Annotated in this window: 16 protein-coding genes; 8 read left to right on the plus strand and 8 right to left on the minus strand. The window is 70.2% G+C overall.

Features of this window, described 5'->3' with window-relative positions:
- Positions 1 to 7: 7 nt before the first annotated feature.
- On the minus strand, positions 8 to 1,636 hold the full coding sequence (locus AC0N04_RS06270) for a peptide chain release factor 3 (protein ID WP_474279781.1): 1,629 nt from the start codon (positions 1,634 to 1,636) through the stop codon (positions 8 to 10).
- Between the two features lie 154 nt (positions 1,637 to 1,790).
- Between AC0N04_RS06270 and AC0N04_RS06275 the strand changes: the two genes are divergently transcribed.
- A complete protein-coding gene (locus tag AC0N04_RS06275; protein WP_474279782.1) occupies positions 1,791 to 2,318 on the plus strand; it encodes a hypothetical protein in 528 nt (175 codons plus the stop codon).
- Here the strand turns inward: AC0N04_RS06275 and AC0N04_RS06280 are convergent.
- Together AC0N04_RS06280 and AC0N04_RS06285 are read right to left on the minus strand one after the other, a co-directional pair.
- On the minus strand, positions 2,249 to 2,881 hold the full coding sequence (locus AC0N04_RS06280) for an FABP family protein (RefSeq protein WP_474279783.1): 633 nt from the start codon (positions 2,879 to 2,881) through the stop codon (positions 2,249 to 2,251). The two genes, AC0N04_RS06275 and AC0N04_RS06280, sit on opposite strands and share 70 nt — an antisense overlap.
- 52 nt (positions 2,882 to 2,933) lie before the next feature.
- Positions 2,934 to 5,975: an L-glutamate gamma-semialdehyde dehydrogenase gene (locus AC0N04_RS06285; protein ID WP_474279784.1), complete on the minus strand. Its 3,042-nt coding sequence runs from the start codon at positions 5,973 to 5,975 to the stop codon at positions 2,934 to 2,936.
- A 104-nt stretch (positions 5,976 to 6,079) separates the two neighbouring features.
- On the opposite strand from AC0N04_RS06285, the gene AC0N04_RS06290 reads away from it, so the two are divergent.
- Positions 6,080 to 6,571: an Lrp/AsnC ligand binding domain-containing protein gene (locus AC0N04_RS06290; protein ID WP_474279785.1), complete on the plus strand. Its 492-nt coding sequence runs from the start codon at positions 6,080 to 6,082 to the stop codon at positions 6,569 to 6,571.
- A gap of 28 nt (positions 6,572 to 6,599) precedes the next feature.
- Here AC0N04_RS06290 and AC0N04_RS06295 read toward each other — a convergent pair whose 3' ends face one another.
- Positions 6,600 to 7,295 carry a YggS family pyridoxal phosphate-dependent enzyme gene (locus AC0N04_RS06295; protein WP_474279786.1) on the minus strand — a complete coding sequence of 232 codons (696 nt, stop codon included), beginning with the start codon at positions 7,293 to 7,295 and terminating at the stop codon, positions 6,600 to 6,602.
- A 53-nt stretch (positions 7,296 to 7,348) separates the two neighbouring features.
- Here AC0N04_RS06295 and AC0N04_RS06300 point away from each other — a divergent pair, with 53 nt between their 5' ends.
- The 4 genes from AC0N04_RS06300 (at position 7,349) to AC0N04_RS06315 (ending at position 11,207) form a co-directional block, all read left to right on the plus strand.
- Positions 7,349 to 8,392, plus strand: coding sequence for a type IV pilus twitching motility protein PilT (locus AC0N04_RS06300; protein ID WP_474279787.1), 1,044 nt, complete (start codon positions 7,349 to 7,351; stop codon positions 8,390 to 8,392).
- Positions 8,393 to 8,419: 27 nt separating this feature from the next.
- Positions 8,420 to 9,067 (plus strand): cyclic nucleotide-binding domain-containing protein, encoded by a 648-nt coding sequence (locus AC0N04_RS06305; RefSeq protein ID WP_474279788.1) that lies wholly within the window; start codon positions 8,420 to 8,422, stop codon positions 9,065 to 9,067.
- Positions 9,068 to 9,088: 21 nt separating this feature from the next.
- A complete protein-coding gene (locus AC0N04_RS06310; RefSeq protein WP_474279789.1) occupies positions 9,089 to 10,225 on the plus strand; it encodes a PilT/PilU family type 4a pilus ATPase in 1,137 nt (378 codons plus the stop codon).
- Positions 10,226 to 10,313: 88 nt separating this feature from the next.
- Positions 10,314 to 11,207: an NAD(P)-dependent oxidoreductase gene (locus AC0N04_RS06315; RefSeq protein ID WP_474279790.1), complete on the plus strand. Its 894-nt coding sequence runs from the start codon at positions 10,314 to 10,316 to the stop codon at positions 11,205 to 11,207.
- A gap of 52 nt (positions 11,208 to 11,259) precedes the next feature.
- On the opposite strand, the gene AC0N04_RS06320 is transcribed toward AC0N04_RS06315, so the two are convergent.
- The 3 genes from AC0N04_RS06320 to AC0N04_RS06330 form a co-directional block, all read right to left on the minus strand.
- Positions 11,260 to 11,880, minus strand: coding sequence for a BON domain-containing protein (locus tag AC0N04_RS06320; protein WP_474279791.1), 621 nt, complete (start codon positions 11,878 to 11,880; stop codon positions 11,260 to 11,262).
- Positions 11,881 to 11,904: 24 nt separating this feature from the next.
- Positions 11,905 to 12,510: an SIS domain-containing protein gene (locus AC0N04_RS06325; RefSeq protein ID WP_474279793.1), complete on the minus strand. Its 606-nt coding sequence runs from the start codon at positions 12,508 to 12,510 to the stop codon at positions 11,905 to 11,907.
- A 68-nt stretch (positions 12,511 to 12,578) separates the two neighbouring features.
- Positions 12,579 to 13,013 (minus strand): YraN family protein, encoded by a 435-nt coding sequence (locus tag AC0N04_RS06330; protein ID WP_474279794.1) that lies wholly within the window; start codon positions 13,011 to 13,013, stop codon positions 12,579 to 12,581.
- Between AC0N04_RS06330 and rsmI the strand changes: the two genes are divergently transcribed.
- Entirely contained in the window at positions 13,012 to 13,938 is a 927-nt protein-coding gene (gene rsmI, locus AC0N04_RS06335; protein ID WP_474280502.1) for a 16S rRNA (cytidine(1402)-2'-O)-methyltransferase, read from the plus strand. The two genes, AC0N04_RS06330 and rsmI, sit on opposite strands and share 2 nt — an antisense overlap.
- A 15-nt stretch (positions 13,939 to 13,953) precedes the next feature.
- On the opposite strand, the gene AC0N04_RS06340 is transcribed toward rsmI, so the two are convergent.
- Entirely contained in the window at positions 13,954 to 14,310 is a 357-nt protein-coding gene (locus tag AC0N04_RS06340) for a hypothetical protein (RefSeq protein ID WP_474279795.1), read from the minus strand.
- Positions 14,311 to 14,463: 153 nt separating this feature from the next.
- Here AC0N04_RS06340 and tldD point away from each other — a divergent pair, with 153 nt between their 5' ends.
- Positions 14,464 to 15,927, plus strand: a complete 1,464-nt coding sequence (tldD, locus tag AC0N04_RS06345; RefSeq protein ID WP_474279797.1) for a metalloprotease TldD — start codon at positions 14,464 to 14,466, stop codon at positions 15,925 to 15,927.
- Positions 15,928 to 15,941 lie beyond the last annotated feature (14 nt).

Raw genomic sequence — 15,941 nt, forward strand, 5'->3', positions numbered from 1 at the left:
TCGCGCATCAGTCGCCCATGCGCTGCTGGAACACCAGCCCGGCGTGCTCGCGCAGCGCGTGGAACTTGATCTTCGGCCAGTTCTCCTGGATGGCGCGCAGCTCGCCGGCGTATTCCAGCAGCAGGGTCGGCGCGTCCACCGCGTCCAGCGCCATGCGATGGCTGTTGGCGTCGATGAAGCGCTTGAGCTCGCGCTCGCCCCCATCGGCCTCCTCGCAGGTGACCCAGCGCGCCACGTTGTAGCGCGCCGGCAGGATGCGCGCCTTCACGCCGTACTCGTGCTCCAGCCGGTGCGCCACCACCTCGAACTGCAGCTGGCCGACCGCGCCCAGCAGCAGCACGCTGCCGGCCATCGGGCGGAAGACCTGGATCGCGCCTTCCTCGCCCAGCTGGGTCAGGCCGGCGCGCAGCTGCTTGGTCTTCAGCGGGTCGGCCACCTCGACCGAGCGGAACAGCTCGGGCGCGAAGAAGGGCAGGCCGGTGAACTGCAGCGTCTCGCCCTCGGTCAGCGTGTCGCCCAGCTGCAGCACGCCGTGGTTGGGGATGCCGATGATGTCGCCGGCGTAGGCCTCGTCCAGCAGCTCGCGCTTCTGGCTCATGAAGGTGACCACGGTGTTGGGCCGCAGCGTCTTGCCCGAGCGCACCACCTTCATGGTCATGCCGCGGCTGAACTTGCCCGAAGCCACGCGCAGGAAGGCGATGCGGTCGCGGTGGGCCGGGTCCATGTTGGCCTGGATCTTGAAGACCACGCCGCTGAACTTGGGCTCGTCCGGGTGCACCACGCGCTGGATGGCGGGGCGGTCGCCCGGCGGCGGGGCCAGGTCGACCAGCGCGTCCAGCACCTCCTGCACGCCGAAGTTGTTGACCGCCGAGCCGAAGAACATCGGCGTCTGGTGGCCGGCCAGGAACTCGGCCTCGTCGAAGGCCGGCGCGGCGTCCCGCACCAGCAGGGTTTCGCCGGCGGCCTGCTCGTAGGCGGCACCGAAACGCTCGGCCAGCACCGGGTTGGCGATGCCGTCGACGATCTCCTCGCCGCCGGCCACCCGGTCTTCGCCCGGCCTGAAGACGCGCATCTGGTCCTTGCGCAGGTCCAGCACGCCGCCGAAGAACTTGCCCATGCCCACCGGCCAGGTGAAGGGCACCACCGTCATGCCCAGCTCGCGCTCGATCTCGTCCATCAGCGCCAGCGGCTCCTGCACCTCGCGGTCCAACTTGTTGACGAAGGTCAGGATGGGCGTGTTGCGGGCGCGGCAGACCTGCAGCAGGCGCCGCGTCTGCGGCTCGACGCCGTTGGCCGCGTCGATCACCATCAGCGCCGCGTCCACCGCCGTCAGCACGCGGTAGGTGTCCTCCGAGAAGTCCTGGTGGCCCGGGGTGTCGAGCAGGTTGATGGTGCAGTCGCGGTACTCCATCTGCATCACGCTCGACGCCACCGAGATGCCGCGCTGCTTCTCGATCTCCATCCAGTCGGAGGTGGCATGGCGCGAGGCCTTGCGCGCCTTGACCGAGCCGGCGATCTGGATCGCACCCGAGAACAGCAGCAGTTTTTCCGTCAGCGTGGTCTTGCCGGCGTCGGGGTGGGAGATGATGGCGAAGGTGCGGCGGCGGCGCACCTGGTCGGCGAGTTCTGCGGACATGGGCGGAGGCGCGGCCCGCAAGCGGCCGCTGAGCGCGAAACCGGCGATTATCGGCGCCTTGCATTGCTTCACAGCATCCGCCCCGGGCGACACGCTTCTTTGCCGGCCCGACATGGCTGTTCAACGCGCGCGGCACAGCATCCTGGTCATGACCATGACCCACGCCCTTGCCGCCACGCTGCCGTCCTTGGCGACCCCGTCGGGCCGGGCAGTGCCGCCGCGACACAACCATGCGCTGATCCCGCTCTGGATCTCCGGCCTGTACGCCGAGGCCGACACCGACCTGCGGGTGCACCTGATCGACACCCTGATGCAGCCGGTCGGCGTGCTGGGCCTGCTGGCGGTGGCCAACGGCGCCTTCGCCGCGCTGCGCCGGCGTCGTGGCTGGCAGAGCCCGAGTGCCGCCGCGGAAGACGCCGCCCGGATCGATGCCGACCAGATCCACCAACTGGCCGACTATGTGCGGCAGACCACGCCCGAAACCTTCATCGCTCTGGGCGAGTGGCTCGCCCGCCACCCCCGGGCCGGCGAGGGCACCAGCGGCGCGATGCTGCTGCAGGCGCTGGGGTGGCGCCCCGAGGCCGCGCCTCGGCCGGCGCCGCGTCCGGCCTCTCAGCCGCGTGCCAGCGGATTGGGCGTCGGCGCACCGATCCTGGACAGCGTGTTGCGATCGGTGTGGTGAAACGGTTCGGCCTGGCCGCGGATCAGCAGCACCGTGTCTTCGTCGTAGCTCCAGGTGCCGTCGGCGTGGACCGTCACGCGGATGCGGAACTCGGTGGTCTTGAAGGCCTGGTCCAGGAACGGCGCCGAGCAGATGCCGAAGGTGTCCAGGCCCTGGGTGGCGACCAGCTCGAAACTCGTGTCGTCTGGCCCGGCGGTGCCGCCGGCCATTGCGATCTCGCCGCGCGGAATGGTCAGCGTGTGGATCAGCGCGCCGGTGGCGGGCTCCCACAGCCAGTAGCCGACCTGCTCGTGGTAGGTCTTGACCTGGTCCGGCTTGGTGACGTGCAGGTGGTAGCGCAGGCCGTACATCAGCTGCGGCCCGTTGATGATCGGGTCGACCGGCTGCAACTCCATGCGCTCGACATAGGCCTGCTTCTTCGGCCCCTCGGCCTTGGGCTTCACGTCCAGGCCGCGCAGGCCCTGCCAGACGCCCGCCATCGGCCGCAGCGGGCCCAGGCAGGCCAGGGTGTCGACATCGACGTCGCGAGGTTCGGTGTAGATGTCCTTCGGAAAATCGCTCATGGCCGGCCGCCTCCAGTGAAGAGGTGCCCACTGTAGCGCCGCGGCCGCCGCGTCAAAGCCCGGCCAGCAGCGTCGCGTTGCCGCCCGCCGCCGCGGTGTTGACGGTCAGCGTCTGCTCGGCGCAGAAGCGCGCCAGGTAATGCGGCCCGCCGGCCTTGGGGCCGGTGCCCGACAGGCCGTCGCCGCCAAAGGGCTGCACGCCCACGACCGCGCCGATCATGTTGCGGTTGACGTAGACGTTGCCGATGCGCGCGGCCCTCGCCAGGCGCTCGGCGCGGCTGTCTATGCGGGTCTGCAGGCCCAAGGTCAGGCCGTAGCCCAGCGCGTTGATCTGGCGCACCACCGCATCCGCGCTGGCCGCCGCGCCAGGGCCGGTCTGCCCCGGACCCCAGCGCACGACGTGCAGCACCGGGCCGAAGATCTCCTGCGTCAGATCGCCGACGCTGCCGAGCTCGAACGCCACCGGCGCCACTTGCCGCGCCGGGCCGGAGCGCAGCGGCGTCTCGGCCAGCAGCCTGGCCTCGCGTCGCAGGCGCTGCACCTGGGCCTGCAAGTGGTCGAAGGCCTCGTCGTCGATCACCGGCCCGACATCGGTGGCCCAGTCGGCGGTGTCGCCCAGGCGCAGCTCGGCCATCGCGCCGGCCAGCATCTCGATCACCGCGTCGGCGATGCCCTCGTGCAGGCACAGCAGGCGCAGCGCCGAGCAACGCTGGCCGGCCGAGCGGAAGGCGCTCTGCACCACCGCGTCGACGACCTGCTCGGGCAAGGCGCTCGAGTCGACCACCATCGCGTTGAGACCGCCGGTCTCGGCGATCAGCGGCACGATGGGCCCGTCCTTCAGCGCCAGGCTGCGGTTGATCAGGCGCGCCACCTGGGTCGAACCGGTGAAGCAGACGCCGGCGGTACGCGCGTCGGCCACCAGCGCGGCGCCGATGGTCTCGCCCGGGCCGTGCAGCAGCGCCAGCGCATCGGCGGGCACGCCGGCCTCGTGCAGCAGCGCGACCATGCGGGCGGCGATGGCTGGCGTCTGCTCGGCCGGTTTGGCGGCCACCGCGTTGCCGGCGACCAGCGCGGCCACCACCTGGCCGCTGAAGATGGCCAGCGGGAAGTTCCACGGGCTGATGCAGACGAACACGCCGCGGCCGTGCAGGCGCAGGGTGTTGCGCTCGCCGGTCGGGCCGGGCAGCTCGATGTCGGCCAGCGTGGCTTCGGCCTGGGCCGCGTAGTAGCGGCAGAAATCCACCGCCTCGCGCAACTCGGAGACGGCATCCCCCAGCGTCTTGTGGGCCTCGCGCACCAGCAGGCCGCAGAACTCGGGCGTGCGCAGCTCCAGCAGTTCGGCGGCACGGCGCAGCACGGTGGCGCGCTCGGCCACGCTGCGCTCGCGCCAGGCCTCGAAGCCCTGGCTCAGGCGGGCCATCGCCGCATCGACCTCGCCGGCCGCCGCCAACGCCACCTCGGGCACCACGGTGGCGGCGATGGCCGCCTGCAGCGGGGCGCGCTGCGCCAGACAGCTGAGGTCCACGCCGGCCGAGTTGCGCCGCGCCGGGCCGTACAGGTCGCCCGGCAGCGGCAGGCCCTCGGCCGCATCGCCCGCCTGGGCCAGCGCCAGCGGCGACGCCAGCAACTGCTCGGGATCGATCTGCGGATCCGACAGCTGGTGGACGAAGGACGAGTTGGCGCCGTTTTCGAGCAGGCGCCGCACCAGGTAGGCCAGCAGGTCGCGGTGTTCGCCGACCGGCGCATAGACGCGGCAGGCGCTGGCGCCGCCTTTCATCACTTCGCGGTAAATGCCCTCGCCCATGCCGTGCAGGCGCTGCAGCTCGTAGTCGACATCGGGCCGCGCGCCCTCTTGCGAGGCCAGCGACTGGATCGCCGCGATGGTGCCGGCGTTGTGGGTCGCGAACTGCGGGTAGATCTGCGCGCGCTGCTGCAGCAGCCGCTTGGCGCAGGCGAGGTAGGAGACGTCGGTGTGCGGCTTGCGGGTGAATACCGGGTAGCCGGCCAGGCCCAGCTCCTGGGCCCGCTTGACCTCGCCGTCCCAGTAAGCGCCCTTGACCAGCCGCACCATGAAGCGCAGGCCCAGCTGTCGGGCGATGCGCGCCACTTCGTCGACCACCGCCAGCGCCCGGCTCTGGTAGGCCTGCACGGCCAGGCCGAAGCCGCGCCAGCGCGGCCAGTCCCGGGCGATGCGTTCGGCCAGTGCCTCGAAAACCTCCAGCGACAGCTCGAGGCGGTCCACCTCCTCGGCATCGATGGTCAGGTTCAGGTCAGCGGCCGCCGCCCGCTCGATCAGAGTCCAGACCCGCGGCAGCAGTTCGGCGAAGACGCGCTCGCGCTGCGGATCTTCGTAGCGCGAGAACAGCGCCGAGAGCTTGATCGAGATGCCGTCGGCCGATGCGGGGCCGGTCGCTGCGCCGCTGCGCGGCACCGCGGCGAGCTGATCGATGGCCCGCTGGTAGGCGCCCAGGTAGCGCTCGGCATCGCGCTCGCAGCGCGCGCCCTCGCCCAGCATGTCGTAGGAAAAGCGCAGCCCGGGCTGGGCGCGGCGCTGGGCATCGGCCTCGTGCAGCGCCTCGGCGATGGTGCGTCCGAGGACGAACTGCCGCCCCAGCAGCTGGATGGCCCGCACGGTGGCCGCGACGACGGTGCGCGAGCCCAGGCGCGCCAGCAGGCCGGCGTCGGCCTCGGCGTCGGGCAGAAAGCGCTTGGACAGTGCGATCGCGCTGCTGGACAGGCCGGCCAGCAGGCCGTGCGAGCCGTCGCCCGCCTCGAAGCGGGCCCGCCCGAGCTGATCGGCGGTCAGCGCGATCGCGGTCTCGGCATCGGGCACCCGCAGCAAGGCTTCGGCCAGGCGCATCAGGGCCAGGCCCTCAGCGCTGGAGATCGGGTATTCCTTGAGCAGCGATTCGAGCGCCCAGAACGGCGCCGGGTGCTGCCGCACCGCCTCGACCCAGGGCCTGGCCGCGGCCACGACGGCGCTCCAGGGCCAGGCCTCGCCCAGCACAGCGCGCGCCGCGGCCAGCGCCTCGGATTCGGGCACGGTGGGCTGCGGCAGGCGCTCGCGCCGGATCGGCGGAAGGGGGAAGGGCATGGGGTTCATGGCAGAGGAAACACTACTGGATGGATGCTTAGCGTAAGCCGACAATCTCTGCGAAAGATTCGGAGTTTTAACGCTGACACGGAGCTTTCGCCAGCATGCCCCCCTCTTCCGACACGGGTTTGGCCGAACGAGGCCTGGACAAGATCGACCTGCGCATCCTTCGCGTGCTGCAGAAGGACGGCCGCATCAGCAACCTGAAGCTCGCCGAGGACGTGCACCTGTCGCCGACCGCGGTGCTGGAGCGCGTCAAGCGCCTGACCCGCGAGGGCTACATCCTGGGCTACGAGGCGCGGCTGAATCCGGCCAAGCTCGGCGCCGGGCTGATGGTCTTCGTCGAAGTGCTGCTGGACCGGACCGTGCACGACGTGATGGACAGCTTTCGCGCCGCGGTGCAGGTGCGGCCCGAGATCCTCGAATGCCATCTGGTGGCCGGCGGCTTCGACTACCTGCTCAAGACCCGGGTGTCGGACATGGCCGCCTACCGCACTTTCGTCGGCGATGTGATCTGGTCGCTGCCCGGCGTGCGCGAGACCCGCACCTACGCCGTGATGGAAGAGGTCAAGAACAGCACGGCGCTGAGTTTCTGAGCGCCCGGCAGCGCGCGCCGCCGCACCGTCATCGCGCCGACCGGCCGCCGAAGATCGCGGTGCCGATCCGCACCAGCGTCGAGCCTTCGAGCACCGCGGCCTCCAGGTCGGCGCTCATGCCCATCGACAAGGTGTCCAGCGCCAGGCCGTCGCGCACCAGGGTGTCGCGCAGTTCGCGCAGCTGGCGGTGCGGCCGGCGCTGCGCCTGGGCATCGGCCACCGGCTCCGGGATGGCCATCAGGCCGCGCAGCCGCAACCGGGGCAGCGCGGCCACCGCCCGGGCCAGCGCCGCGACCTCGGCCGGCATCGCGCCGCTCTTGCTGGCTTCGCCGCTGATGTTGACCTGCAGGCAGACATTCAGCGGCGGCATGCCGGCGGGCCGCTGGGCGGACAGTCGCTCGGCGATCTTCAGCCGGTCCACCGCATGGACCCAGTCGAAGGCTTCGGCCACCGCGCGGGTCTTGTTCGACTGCAGCGGGCCGATCAGGTGCCATTCGATCTCGGCGCGCAGGTCGGCCAGCGCCGCCTGCTTGTCCAGCGCTTCCTGCACGTAGTTTTCGCCGAACGCGCGCAAGCCGGCGGCATGCGCCACCCGCACCGCGTCGGCCGGGCAGGTCTTGCTGACCGCCAGCAACAGGACATCTTTCTCGCTTCGGTGCGCAGCGGCGCAGGCCTGCGCGAGGCGCGCCCGCACATGTAGTATGTTGTCTGGGATACTGGCCATGATGGCCCGAGCATAAGCGACGCTGGCGCCACGTCGACCCACTCCATCGCACCATGGACATCACCCAACTGCTGGCCTTCTCGGTCAAGAACAAGGCGTCCGACCTGCACCTTTCATCGGGTCTGCCCCCGATGATCCGGGTGCACGGCGACGTGCGCCGCATCAATGTCGACCCGCTCGCGCACAAGCAGGTGCATGCGATGGTGTACGACATCATGAACGACACCCAGCGCAAGCACTACGAGGACACGCTGGAGTGCGACTTCAGCTTCGAGGTGCAGGGCCTGGCGCGGTTCCGGGTCAACGCCTTTCACCAGAACCGCGGTGCGGCGGCGGTGTTCCGCACGATTCCGTCCAAGATCCAGACGCTGCAGCAGCTGAACTGCCCGCAGGTGTTCGCCGACCTGGCGCTCAAACCCCGCGGCCTGGTGCTGGTGACCGGGCCGACCGGCTCGGGCAAGTCGACCACGCTGGCGGCGATGGTGGACCACCTGAACGAGAGCGAGTACGGCCACATCCTGACGCTGGAAGACCCGATCGAATTCGTCCACGAATCGAAGAAATGCCTGGTCAACCAGCGCGAGGTCGGCCCGCACACGCTGAGCTTCTCGAACGCGCTGCGCGCCGCGCTGCGCGAGGACCCGGACGCGATCCTGGTGGGCGAGCTGCGCGACCTGGAAACCATCCGCCTGGCGCTGACCGCGGCCGAGACCGGCCACCTGGTGTTCGGCACGCTGCACACCTCCAGCGCCGCCAAGACGGTCGACCGCGTGGTGGACGTCTTCCCGGCGGCCGAGAAGGACATGGTGCGCGCGATGCTCTCGGAGTCGCTGGTCGCGGTGATCGCCCAGGCCTTGTGCAAGACCAAGGACGGAGCGGGGCGCGTGGCGGCCCACGAAGTGATGATAGGCACCGCCGCGATCCGCAACCTGATCCGCGAGAACAAGCTGGCCCAGATGTATTCGTCGATCCAGACCGGCCAGAGCCTGGGCATGCAGACCCTGGATCAGTGTCTGGCCGACCTGGTGCGGCGCAACGTGATCTCGTCGTCCGAGGCGCGCTCGCGTGCCAAGTTCCCCGAGAACTTCCCGGGCTGAGGCCCGTCACCGCCTCATCGGACGCCCGTGATCGCCCTCCTCAAGCGCCTGTGGCGCCGCCCATCCGCCTCGTCGGGGCCGCGCGCCGACGATTCGGGCTTCTACGCGACCCAGTTCGTCGACCAGCACGCCGACACCCAGCTGTTCGTCCACTGGGCCCACCGTGCGCCCGACCTCGGCGCGCAGCCCTACGATGCCACGCTGGGCGTGCTGTCGCTGGTGCGCCTGCTGGCGCAGGACCGCGGCCTGGCCGGGATCCCGGTCGAGTCGCTGTCGCTGCTCGGCGGCTACCTCGACTACGTTCAGATCGACACCGGCAAGCAGGTCATCGGCCAGGACGAGCAGGCCGACTTCGTGATGATCGTGCTGCAGGGCATGCTGGCCGAGATGCGGCTGCAACCCTCGGGCGAACGCACCCGCCTGGGCGAGGCGCGCCCGGGCGACGTGCTGGGCGACCTGACCGCGCTGGACGGCGAGGCACGGGTGTCCTCGTGGACCGCCGTGTCCCCCGTCACGCTGGCCGTGCTGAGTGCGTCGGCACTCGAGCGGCTGGTGCAGGACGAGCCGCGCCAGGCGGCCGCGCTGCTGACCTGGCTGGGCAAGCGCGTCTCGACCCGGCTGCGCCAGGCCAATGCCCGGCTGGGCGCCCAGCTGACCCGCCAGACCACCGACTGACCTCGCCTCGGGAGACCCCCCATGGAACGCGACCAGGCTTCGAAATTCGTCAACGACCTGCTGCGCCTGCTGGTCACGCGCAAGGGCTCCGACCTGTTCCTGACCGCCGACTTCCCGCCGGCGATCAAGGTCGACGGCAAGGTGGCCAAAGTCTCGCCGCAGCCGCTGACCGGCGCCCACACGGTGGCCCTGGCCCGGGCGCTGATGAACGACAAGCAGGCGTCGGATTTCGAGCGCACCAAGGAATGCAACTTCGCGGTTTCGCCGCAGGGCATCGGCCGCTTCCGGGTCAGCGCCTTCCTGCAGCAAGGCCATGTCGGCATGGTGTTGCGGACCATTCCGGCCGCCATCCCGACGATCGACGAGCTGGGTCTGCCGCGCATCCTCAAGGAGGTGGCGATGACCAAGCGCGGCCTGGTCATCCTGGTGGGCGCGACCGGGTCGGGCAAGAGCACCTCGCTGGCGGCGATGGTCGACTGGCGCAACGAGAACGCCTACGACCACATCATCACCGTCGAGGACCCGGTCGAATTCGTCCATCCGCACAAGAACTGCATCGTGACCCAGCGCGAGATCGGCATCGACACCGACGACTGGGACATCGCGCTGAAGAACTCGCTGCGCCAGGCGCCGGACGTGATCCTGATGGGCGAGATCCGCGACCGCAAGACCATGGAACTGGCGATCGCCTTCGCCGAGACCGGCCACCTGTGCATGGCCACGCTGCACGCCAACAGCTCGAACCAGGCGCTGGACCGGATCATCAACTTCTTCCCCGAGGAGCGGCGCGACCAGTTGCTGATGGACGTGTCGCTGAACCTCAAGGGCATGATCTCCCAGCGCCTGCTGCCGCGCCAGGAGGGCAAGGGGCGCATCGCCGCGGTCGAGATCATGCTCAACACGCCGCTGATGGCCGACCTGATCTTCAAGGGCCAGGTGGGCGAGATCAAGGAGTTGATGAAGCGTTCGCGCGAGCACGGCATGCAGACCTTCGACCAGGCGCTGTTCGACCTCTACGAGGCGCACACCGTCACCTACGAAGACGCGTTGCGCAATGCCGATTCGATCAACGATCTGCGCCTGCAGATCAAGCTCAACAGCAAGCGCGCCCGGGTCACGGACCTGGCCGCCGGCACTGAAAATCTGACCATCGTCTGAGCGCCGCAGCGACAACCGCACCACGGCGCGCGCCCTGAACGGGGCGGCCGGTTCGCCCGGCGCGGTGCGGCGTTCCTGAATGCATCCCATGACCTCTCGAACTTATGACGCCATCGCCCCGCAGCGCGTGGCCTTTCTCGGCCTCGGCGTGATGGGCGCGCCGATGGCGGCGCACCTGCAGGCGGCAGGCCATTCGGTCTGCGTCTACAACCGCACCGCGGCCAAGGCCCAGGCCTGGGTCGCCGCCCATGGGGGCCAGGCGGCAGCGACCCCGCGCGAGGCCGCGCTGGGCGCCTCGCTGGTGTTCGCCTGCGTCGGCAACGACGACGACCTGCGCGCCGTGGTGCTCGGCCCCGACGGCGCCTTCGCCGGCATGGCGCCGGGAACGATCTTCGTCGACCACACCACCGCGTCGGCCGCGGTGGCGCGCGAGTTGCACGCTGCCGCCCGGGCAGGCGGCCTGCACTTCGTCGATGCCCCGGTCTCCGGCGGCCAGGCCGGTGCGGTCAACGGCGCGCTGACCGTGATGTGCGGTGGCGATGTCCAGCCCTTCGAGGCGATGCGGCCGGTGGCGATGGCCTTTGCCCGCGCGATCACGCGGGTGGGCGACAGCGGCGCGGGCCAGTTGGCCAAGATGGTCAACCAGATCTGCATCGCCGGCCTGGTTCAAGGCCTGGCCGAGGCGATCGCCTTTGGTCAGAAAGCCGGCCTGGACATGCCGCTGGTGCTGGACGTGATCGGCAAGGGCGCCGCCCAGAGCTGGCAACTCGACAACCGCGGCAAGACCATGGTCGAAGACCGGTTCGACTTCGGCTTTGCGGTCGACTGGATGCGCAAGGACCTGGGCCTGGTCCTGGACGAGGCCCGGCGCAATGGCGCCAAGCTGCCGGTCACCGCGCTGGTGGACCAGTTCTACGGCGACGTGCAATCGATGGGCGGCCACCGCTGGGACACGTCCAGCCTGATCAAGCGCCTGCGCTGACCGGCGGCTTGAGCGCCGCGCGAGCCGAGGCGGCACGCGGCGCCTCCGGGGCTTACTTGGTCGGCGCCAGCGCCTTCAGTTCGTCCTCGGTCAGGATCTCGAACACCCGCACCACCTTCTGCACGCCGTCGATGCCGCGGGCCAGTTCCACCGCCCGCGACGCTTCGCGCTCGGTGACGCGCCCCATCAGGTAGACCACCCCGCGCTCGGTCACCACCTTGAACGCGTTGGCCTGGATGTCCTTGGCTTCGACCAGCGTGGCCTTGACCTTGCCGGTGATGAACAAGTCGTTCGAGCGCGAGGTCAATGAACTGGTCCCCGCCACGGCGGCTTCGTCGACCGTCGAGCGCACGTTCTCGACGCCCGAGACGATCGGGTCGATCTTGGCGCGATCGGCATCGCTGGCCACCTCCCCGGTGACCAGGGCCACGCGGTTGTAGCTGGTCACGTTCAGGTGGGCGGTGTCGCCGAAGGCGTCCTTCAGGCGGCTGGACGCCTTGAGCTCGATCGCCTGATCCTCGACCTGCGTGCCCGAGGTGCGGCGGTCGTTGTACATCAGCGCGCCGCCCACGGCCGCGCCGCCCATCAGCAGCGGTGCGCAAGCCGACAGGGCCGCGCTCAAGGCCAGCAGGGCGGCCAGCGGTGCGCCGCGCCGCAAGAGAGGTTTCGTCATCAGGATTTCCTTCATCAGCCGGGCTCAGGCGGAGACCGCGTCGCCCAGCAATTGAACATCGATCGCGTCGCACAGCGCGTGCAGCGCCAGCAACTGCAACTCCATCGCACGCAGCGCACGCTCGTGCGGCACGGCGATCCACACATCGGTCTCGGCCAGCAATTCGTGCCAGGGCGCCGCGAGACCGGCACCGAACAGCACCACGCTCATGTCCTTCGCATGGGCTTCGCCGATCGCCGCCACCGCCGCCGGGTCGCTGGCGCTGAGGCTGAACAACACCAGCAGATCGCCGGGCTGGCCCAGCGCCATCAGTTGCAGCGCCAGCGCCGAGGGCGCGTCGACTTCGGCCGACTCGCCGGACTTGTACAGCGAGACCAGCGCATCGCCGTTCAACGACACCGCCGCCAACGGCGGGCGATCGCGCTCCAGACGCAGCATCAACGCCGAGCACATCAGGCGGGCCAGCACCTGGCCGCCTCCCGCGCCCCCGACCAGCAGCTTGCCGCCGGACGTCAGGCACCCCACCGCCATCTGGGCCGCCTCGGACAGCGGCCGGGACAGCGTTTCTGCGACCTGATAGAGAAGATCGGCGGTCTCGAAAAAATGTTGCTGGATACGCGGTTCAAGCATGGGCGTGCATCATAAGCGGGCGACCACGTCACCGTTGGTGAGCAATGGCGCCGGGAAGTTCCCGCCAGTCAGTCGTCAGCCGAGAACGCGGCGGGCAGCCATTGCAGGGTGGATCCCTCCAGCAGCACCACGTCGAACCGGCAGGGCGGGCACGCGGACAGGCGCAGCAGGTAGTGCCGGGCCGCGTAGACCAGGCGCGCGCGTTTGGCCGCGGTGATGCTGGCGCCGCTGCCGCCATGCGCGGCGTCGGCGCGCGATCGGACTTCGACGAACACCAGCGTGCCGTCGCGATCGCGCAGGATCAGGTCGATTTCGCCGCCGCGGCGGCCCGGCCCGCGCGCCACCCGATAATTGCGCTCGACCAGCCGCAGACCCTGTTGCTGAAGATGGATCAGCGCCAGCTCTTCTGCGCGCGCCCCCCGCTCCAGAGTGCTCCGCCGCGACGCCGGCCCGGGCATCTTTGGCTCATCGGCCGCCTGTCCGGACTTTCTCCACTTGAACATCGCCTCCCTCGCCTCGACGCTGCAACACGCTGCGGCCCTGGCCGCAGGCCACCAGCAGTTCCCGCCCGGCACACTGTACGTGGTCGCCACGCCGATCGGCAATCTGGCGGACTTCAGCCTGCGCGCGCTCCACGTGCTGGGACTGGTCGACGCGGTGGCTTGCGAGGACACCCGGGTCAGCGGCGGCCTGCTCCATCACCTCGGGCTCCACAAGCCGCTGATTGCGCTGCACGAGCACAACGAGCGGGACGCCAGCATGCAGGTGCTGGCGCGCCTGGCCGCTGGCGAACGCGTGGCCTATGTCAGCGATGCCGGCACGCCTGCGGTCTCGGACCCCGGCGCGGTGCTGGTGGCGCAGGCGCGCGCAGCAGGCCACCGGGTGATGCCGCTGCCGGGCGCCAGCAGCGTCGTCGCCGCGCTCAGCGTGGCCGGCTGCGCGGCCCAGCCCGGCCTGGCGAGCGGCTTCTGTTTCCTCGGCTTCCTGCCAGCCAAGGGCCAGGAGCGACAGCTGGCGCTGCAGCAGGCGGCCGCCGAGCCCCGGGCACTGGTGCTGTTCGAGGCACCGCACCGGATCGCCGACCTGTTGGCCGAGTTGGCGCTGGCCAGCCCGGATCGCCCGCTCACGCTGTGCCGGGAGTTGACCAAGCAATTCGAGCAGGTCGCGACGCTCCCGGCCGCGCAGGGGCCGGCCTGGCTGGCCGCGGACGAGCAGCGCCGCAAGGGAGAATTCGTGCTGGTGCTGCACGGGCTCGCGCAGCTCGCCCCTGACGCCGACGCGCTCCCCGCCGACGCGCTGCGGGTCCTGCAGGTCCTGCTGAAGGAGCTGCCGCTCAAGCAGGCAGTGAGCCTCGCCGCCGAGATCACCCGCTCGCCGCGCAAGGCCTTGTACCGCCACGCGCTCAGCGTGAAGCACGACGCCGACTGACCTCGACGCCGCCGCCTAATTGCCGGTGCCCTTCGCCTGGTCGCGCTTGATCGCCTTGGCCGCGTGCTTCTGCTGCTTGGCGATGCGGCGGTTCTCCTTCTTGCTCATCTGGCCGTCGGCCATCGCCCGCTGCTGCCGGGCGTCGATGCGCGCCTGCTGCTTTTCGAGATGCTGCGTCTGCTGAGCGTTCAGGCTCCCGGACGCCGCGCCGGCCGCGATGCGCGACTGCTCGCGTGCCTGCCGGTTGTCCTGCCGCTGAATCGGTGCCGCCGAGGCCGCGGGGCCAGGACCGGGCACCTGCGCCATCGACGAAGCCATGGCCGAGATCAACAGCGTTGCCAGCAACGCCGGCTTCAAGGTTTTACCCATCATGCAAGACTCCTGTTGGTGAGGAGGGCGTCGGCGCCCTCCCCGGGCCGACAACGACGCTCGCCGTTGTCTTGAGCCGTACAACGGCACCCGACGACACAGCGACGACACCGGGTTTGTAAACCCCCCTAGGATCCTCGCTCCTACAATCGACGCATGATCTCCCGCGAACCCACCCTTGAACGCCTGGCCGTGGCCCAGAGCCTGCTGCTGGATCCGTATCAGCTCAGCGAGGCGTCGCTGGCGCGCGCGCTGGGCACGATCGGCGAGCACCGGGTCGACGATGCCGACCTCTACTTCCAGTACACGCGGCACGAGGGCTGGAGCCTGGAGGAAGGCATCGTCAAGAGCGGCAGCTTCTCGATCGATCAAGGGGTGGGCGTGCGCGCCGTGGCGGGCGAGAAAACCGCCTTCGCCTATTCCGACGACATCTCCGAAGCCGCGCTGCTGGACGCCGCCCGCACCGTGCGCAGCATCGCTGCCGCCGGGCAGAGCCGGCGCGTCAGGGTCGGCCGGGCGACGCAGGTGGCCAAGAGCCGCCTGCTGTATGCGCCGCTCGATCCGATCGCCACGCTCGACAGCACCCAGAAGGTGGCCTTGCTGGAAAGGATCGAGCAGATGGCCCGCGCCCGCGACCCGCGCGTGGTGCAGGTGATGGCCGGGCTGGCGGCGGAATACGACGTGGTGATGGTGGCCCGCGCCGACGGCACACGCGCCGCCGACGTGCGCCCGCTGGTGCGCCTGTCGGTCACCGTGATCGCCGAACAGAACGGCCGACGCGAAGTGGGCTCCGGCGGCGGCGGCGGGCGCTTCGGGCTGGGCTTCTTCCAGGACGCGCAGCTCCATGCCTATGTCGACCAGGCCGTCAATGCGGCTCTGACCAACCTCGAATCGCGGCCCGTGCCCGCCGGCCAGATGACCGTGGTGCTGGGCTCGGGCTGGCCCGGCGTGATGCTGCACGAAGCGGTGGGCCACGGCCTGGAAGGCGACTTCAACCGCAAAGGATCATCCACGTTCTCGGGCCGCATCGGCGAGCGCGTCGCCGCCAAGGGCGTGACGGTGCTGGACGACGGCACGCTGGCCGACCGCCGCGGCTCGCTCAATGTCGACGACGAGGGCAACCCGTCGCAGCGCAACGTGCTGATCGAAGACGGGATCCTGCGCGGCTACATGCAGGATTCGATGAACGCGCGGCTGACCGGCGTCAAGCCCACCGGCAACGGCCGCCGCGAGAGCTATGCCCACGTGCCGATGCCGCGCATGACCAACACCTACATGCTGGCCGGCGACAAGAGCAGGGAAGAGATCGTCGCCAGCATCAAGCGCGGCCTGTACGCCACCAATTTCGGCGGCGGCCAGGTCGACATCACCAGCGGCAAGTTCGTGTTCTCGGCGTCCGAGGCCTTCTGGGTCGAGAACGGCAAGATCCAGTATCCGGTCAAGGGCGCCACGCTGATCGGCAACGGCCCCGACGCGCTGACCCGGGTCAGCATGATCGGCAACGACCTGGAACTCGACACCGGCGTGGGCACCTGCGGCAAGGAAGGCCAGAGCGTGCCGGTGGGCGTGGGCCAGCCGACCCTGCGCATCGACGCGCTGACGGTCGGCGGTACCGCCTGACCGCGCCGCCCGAC

The sequence above is a fragment of the Ideonella sp. sgz306126 genome (assembly GCF_056032705.1).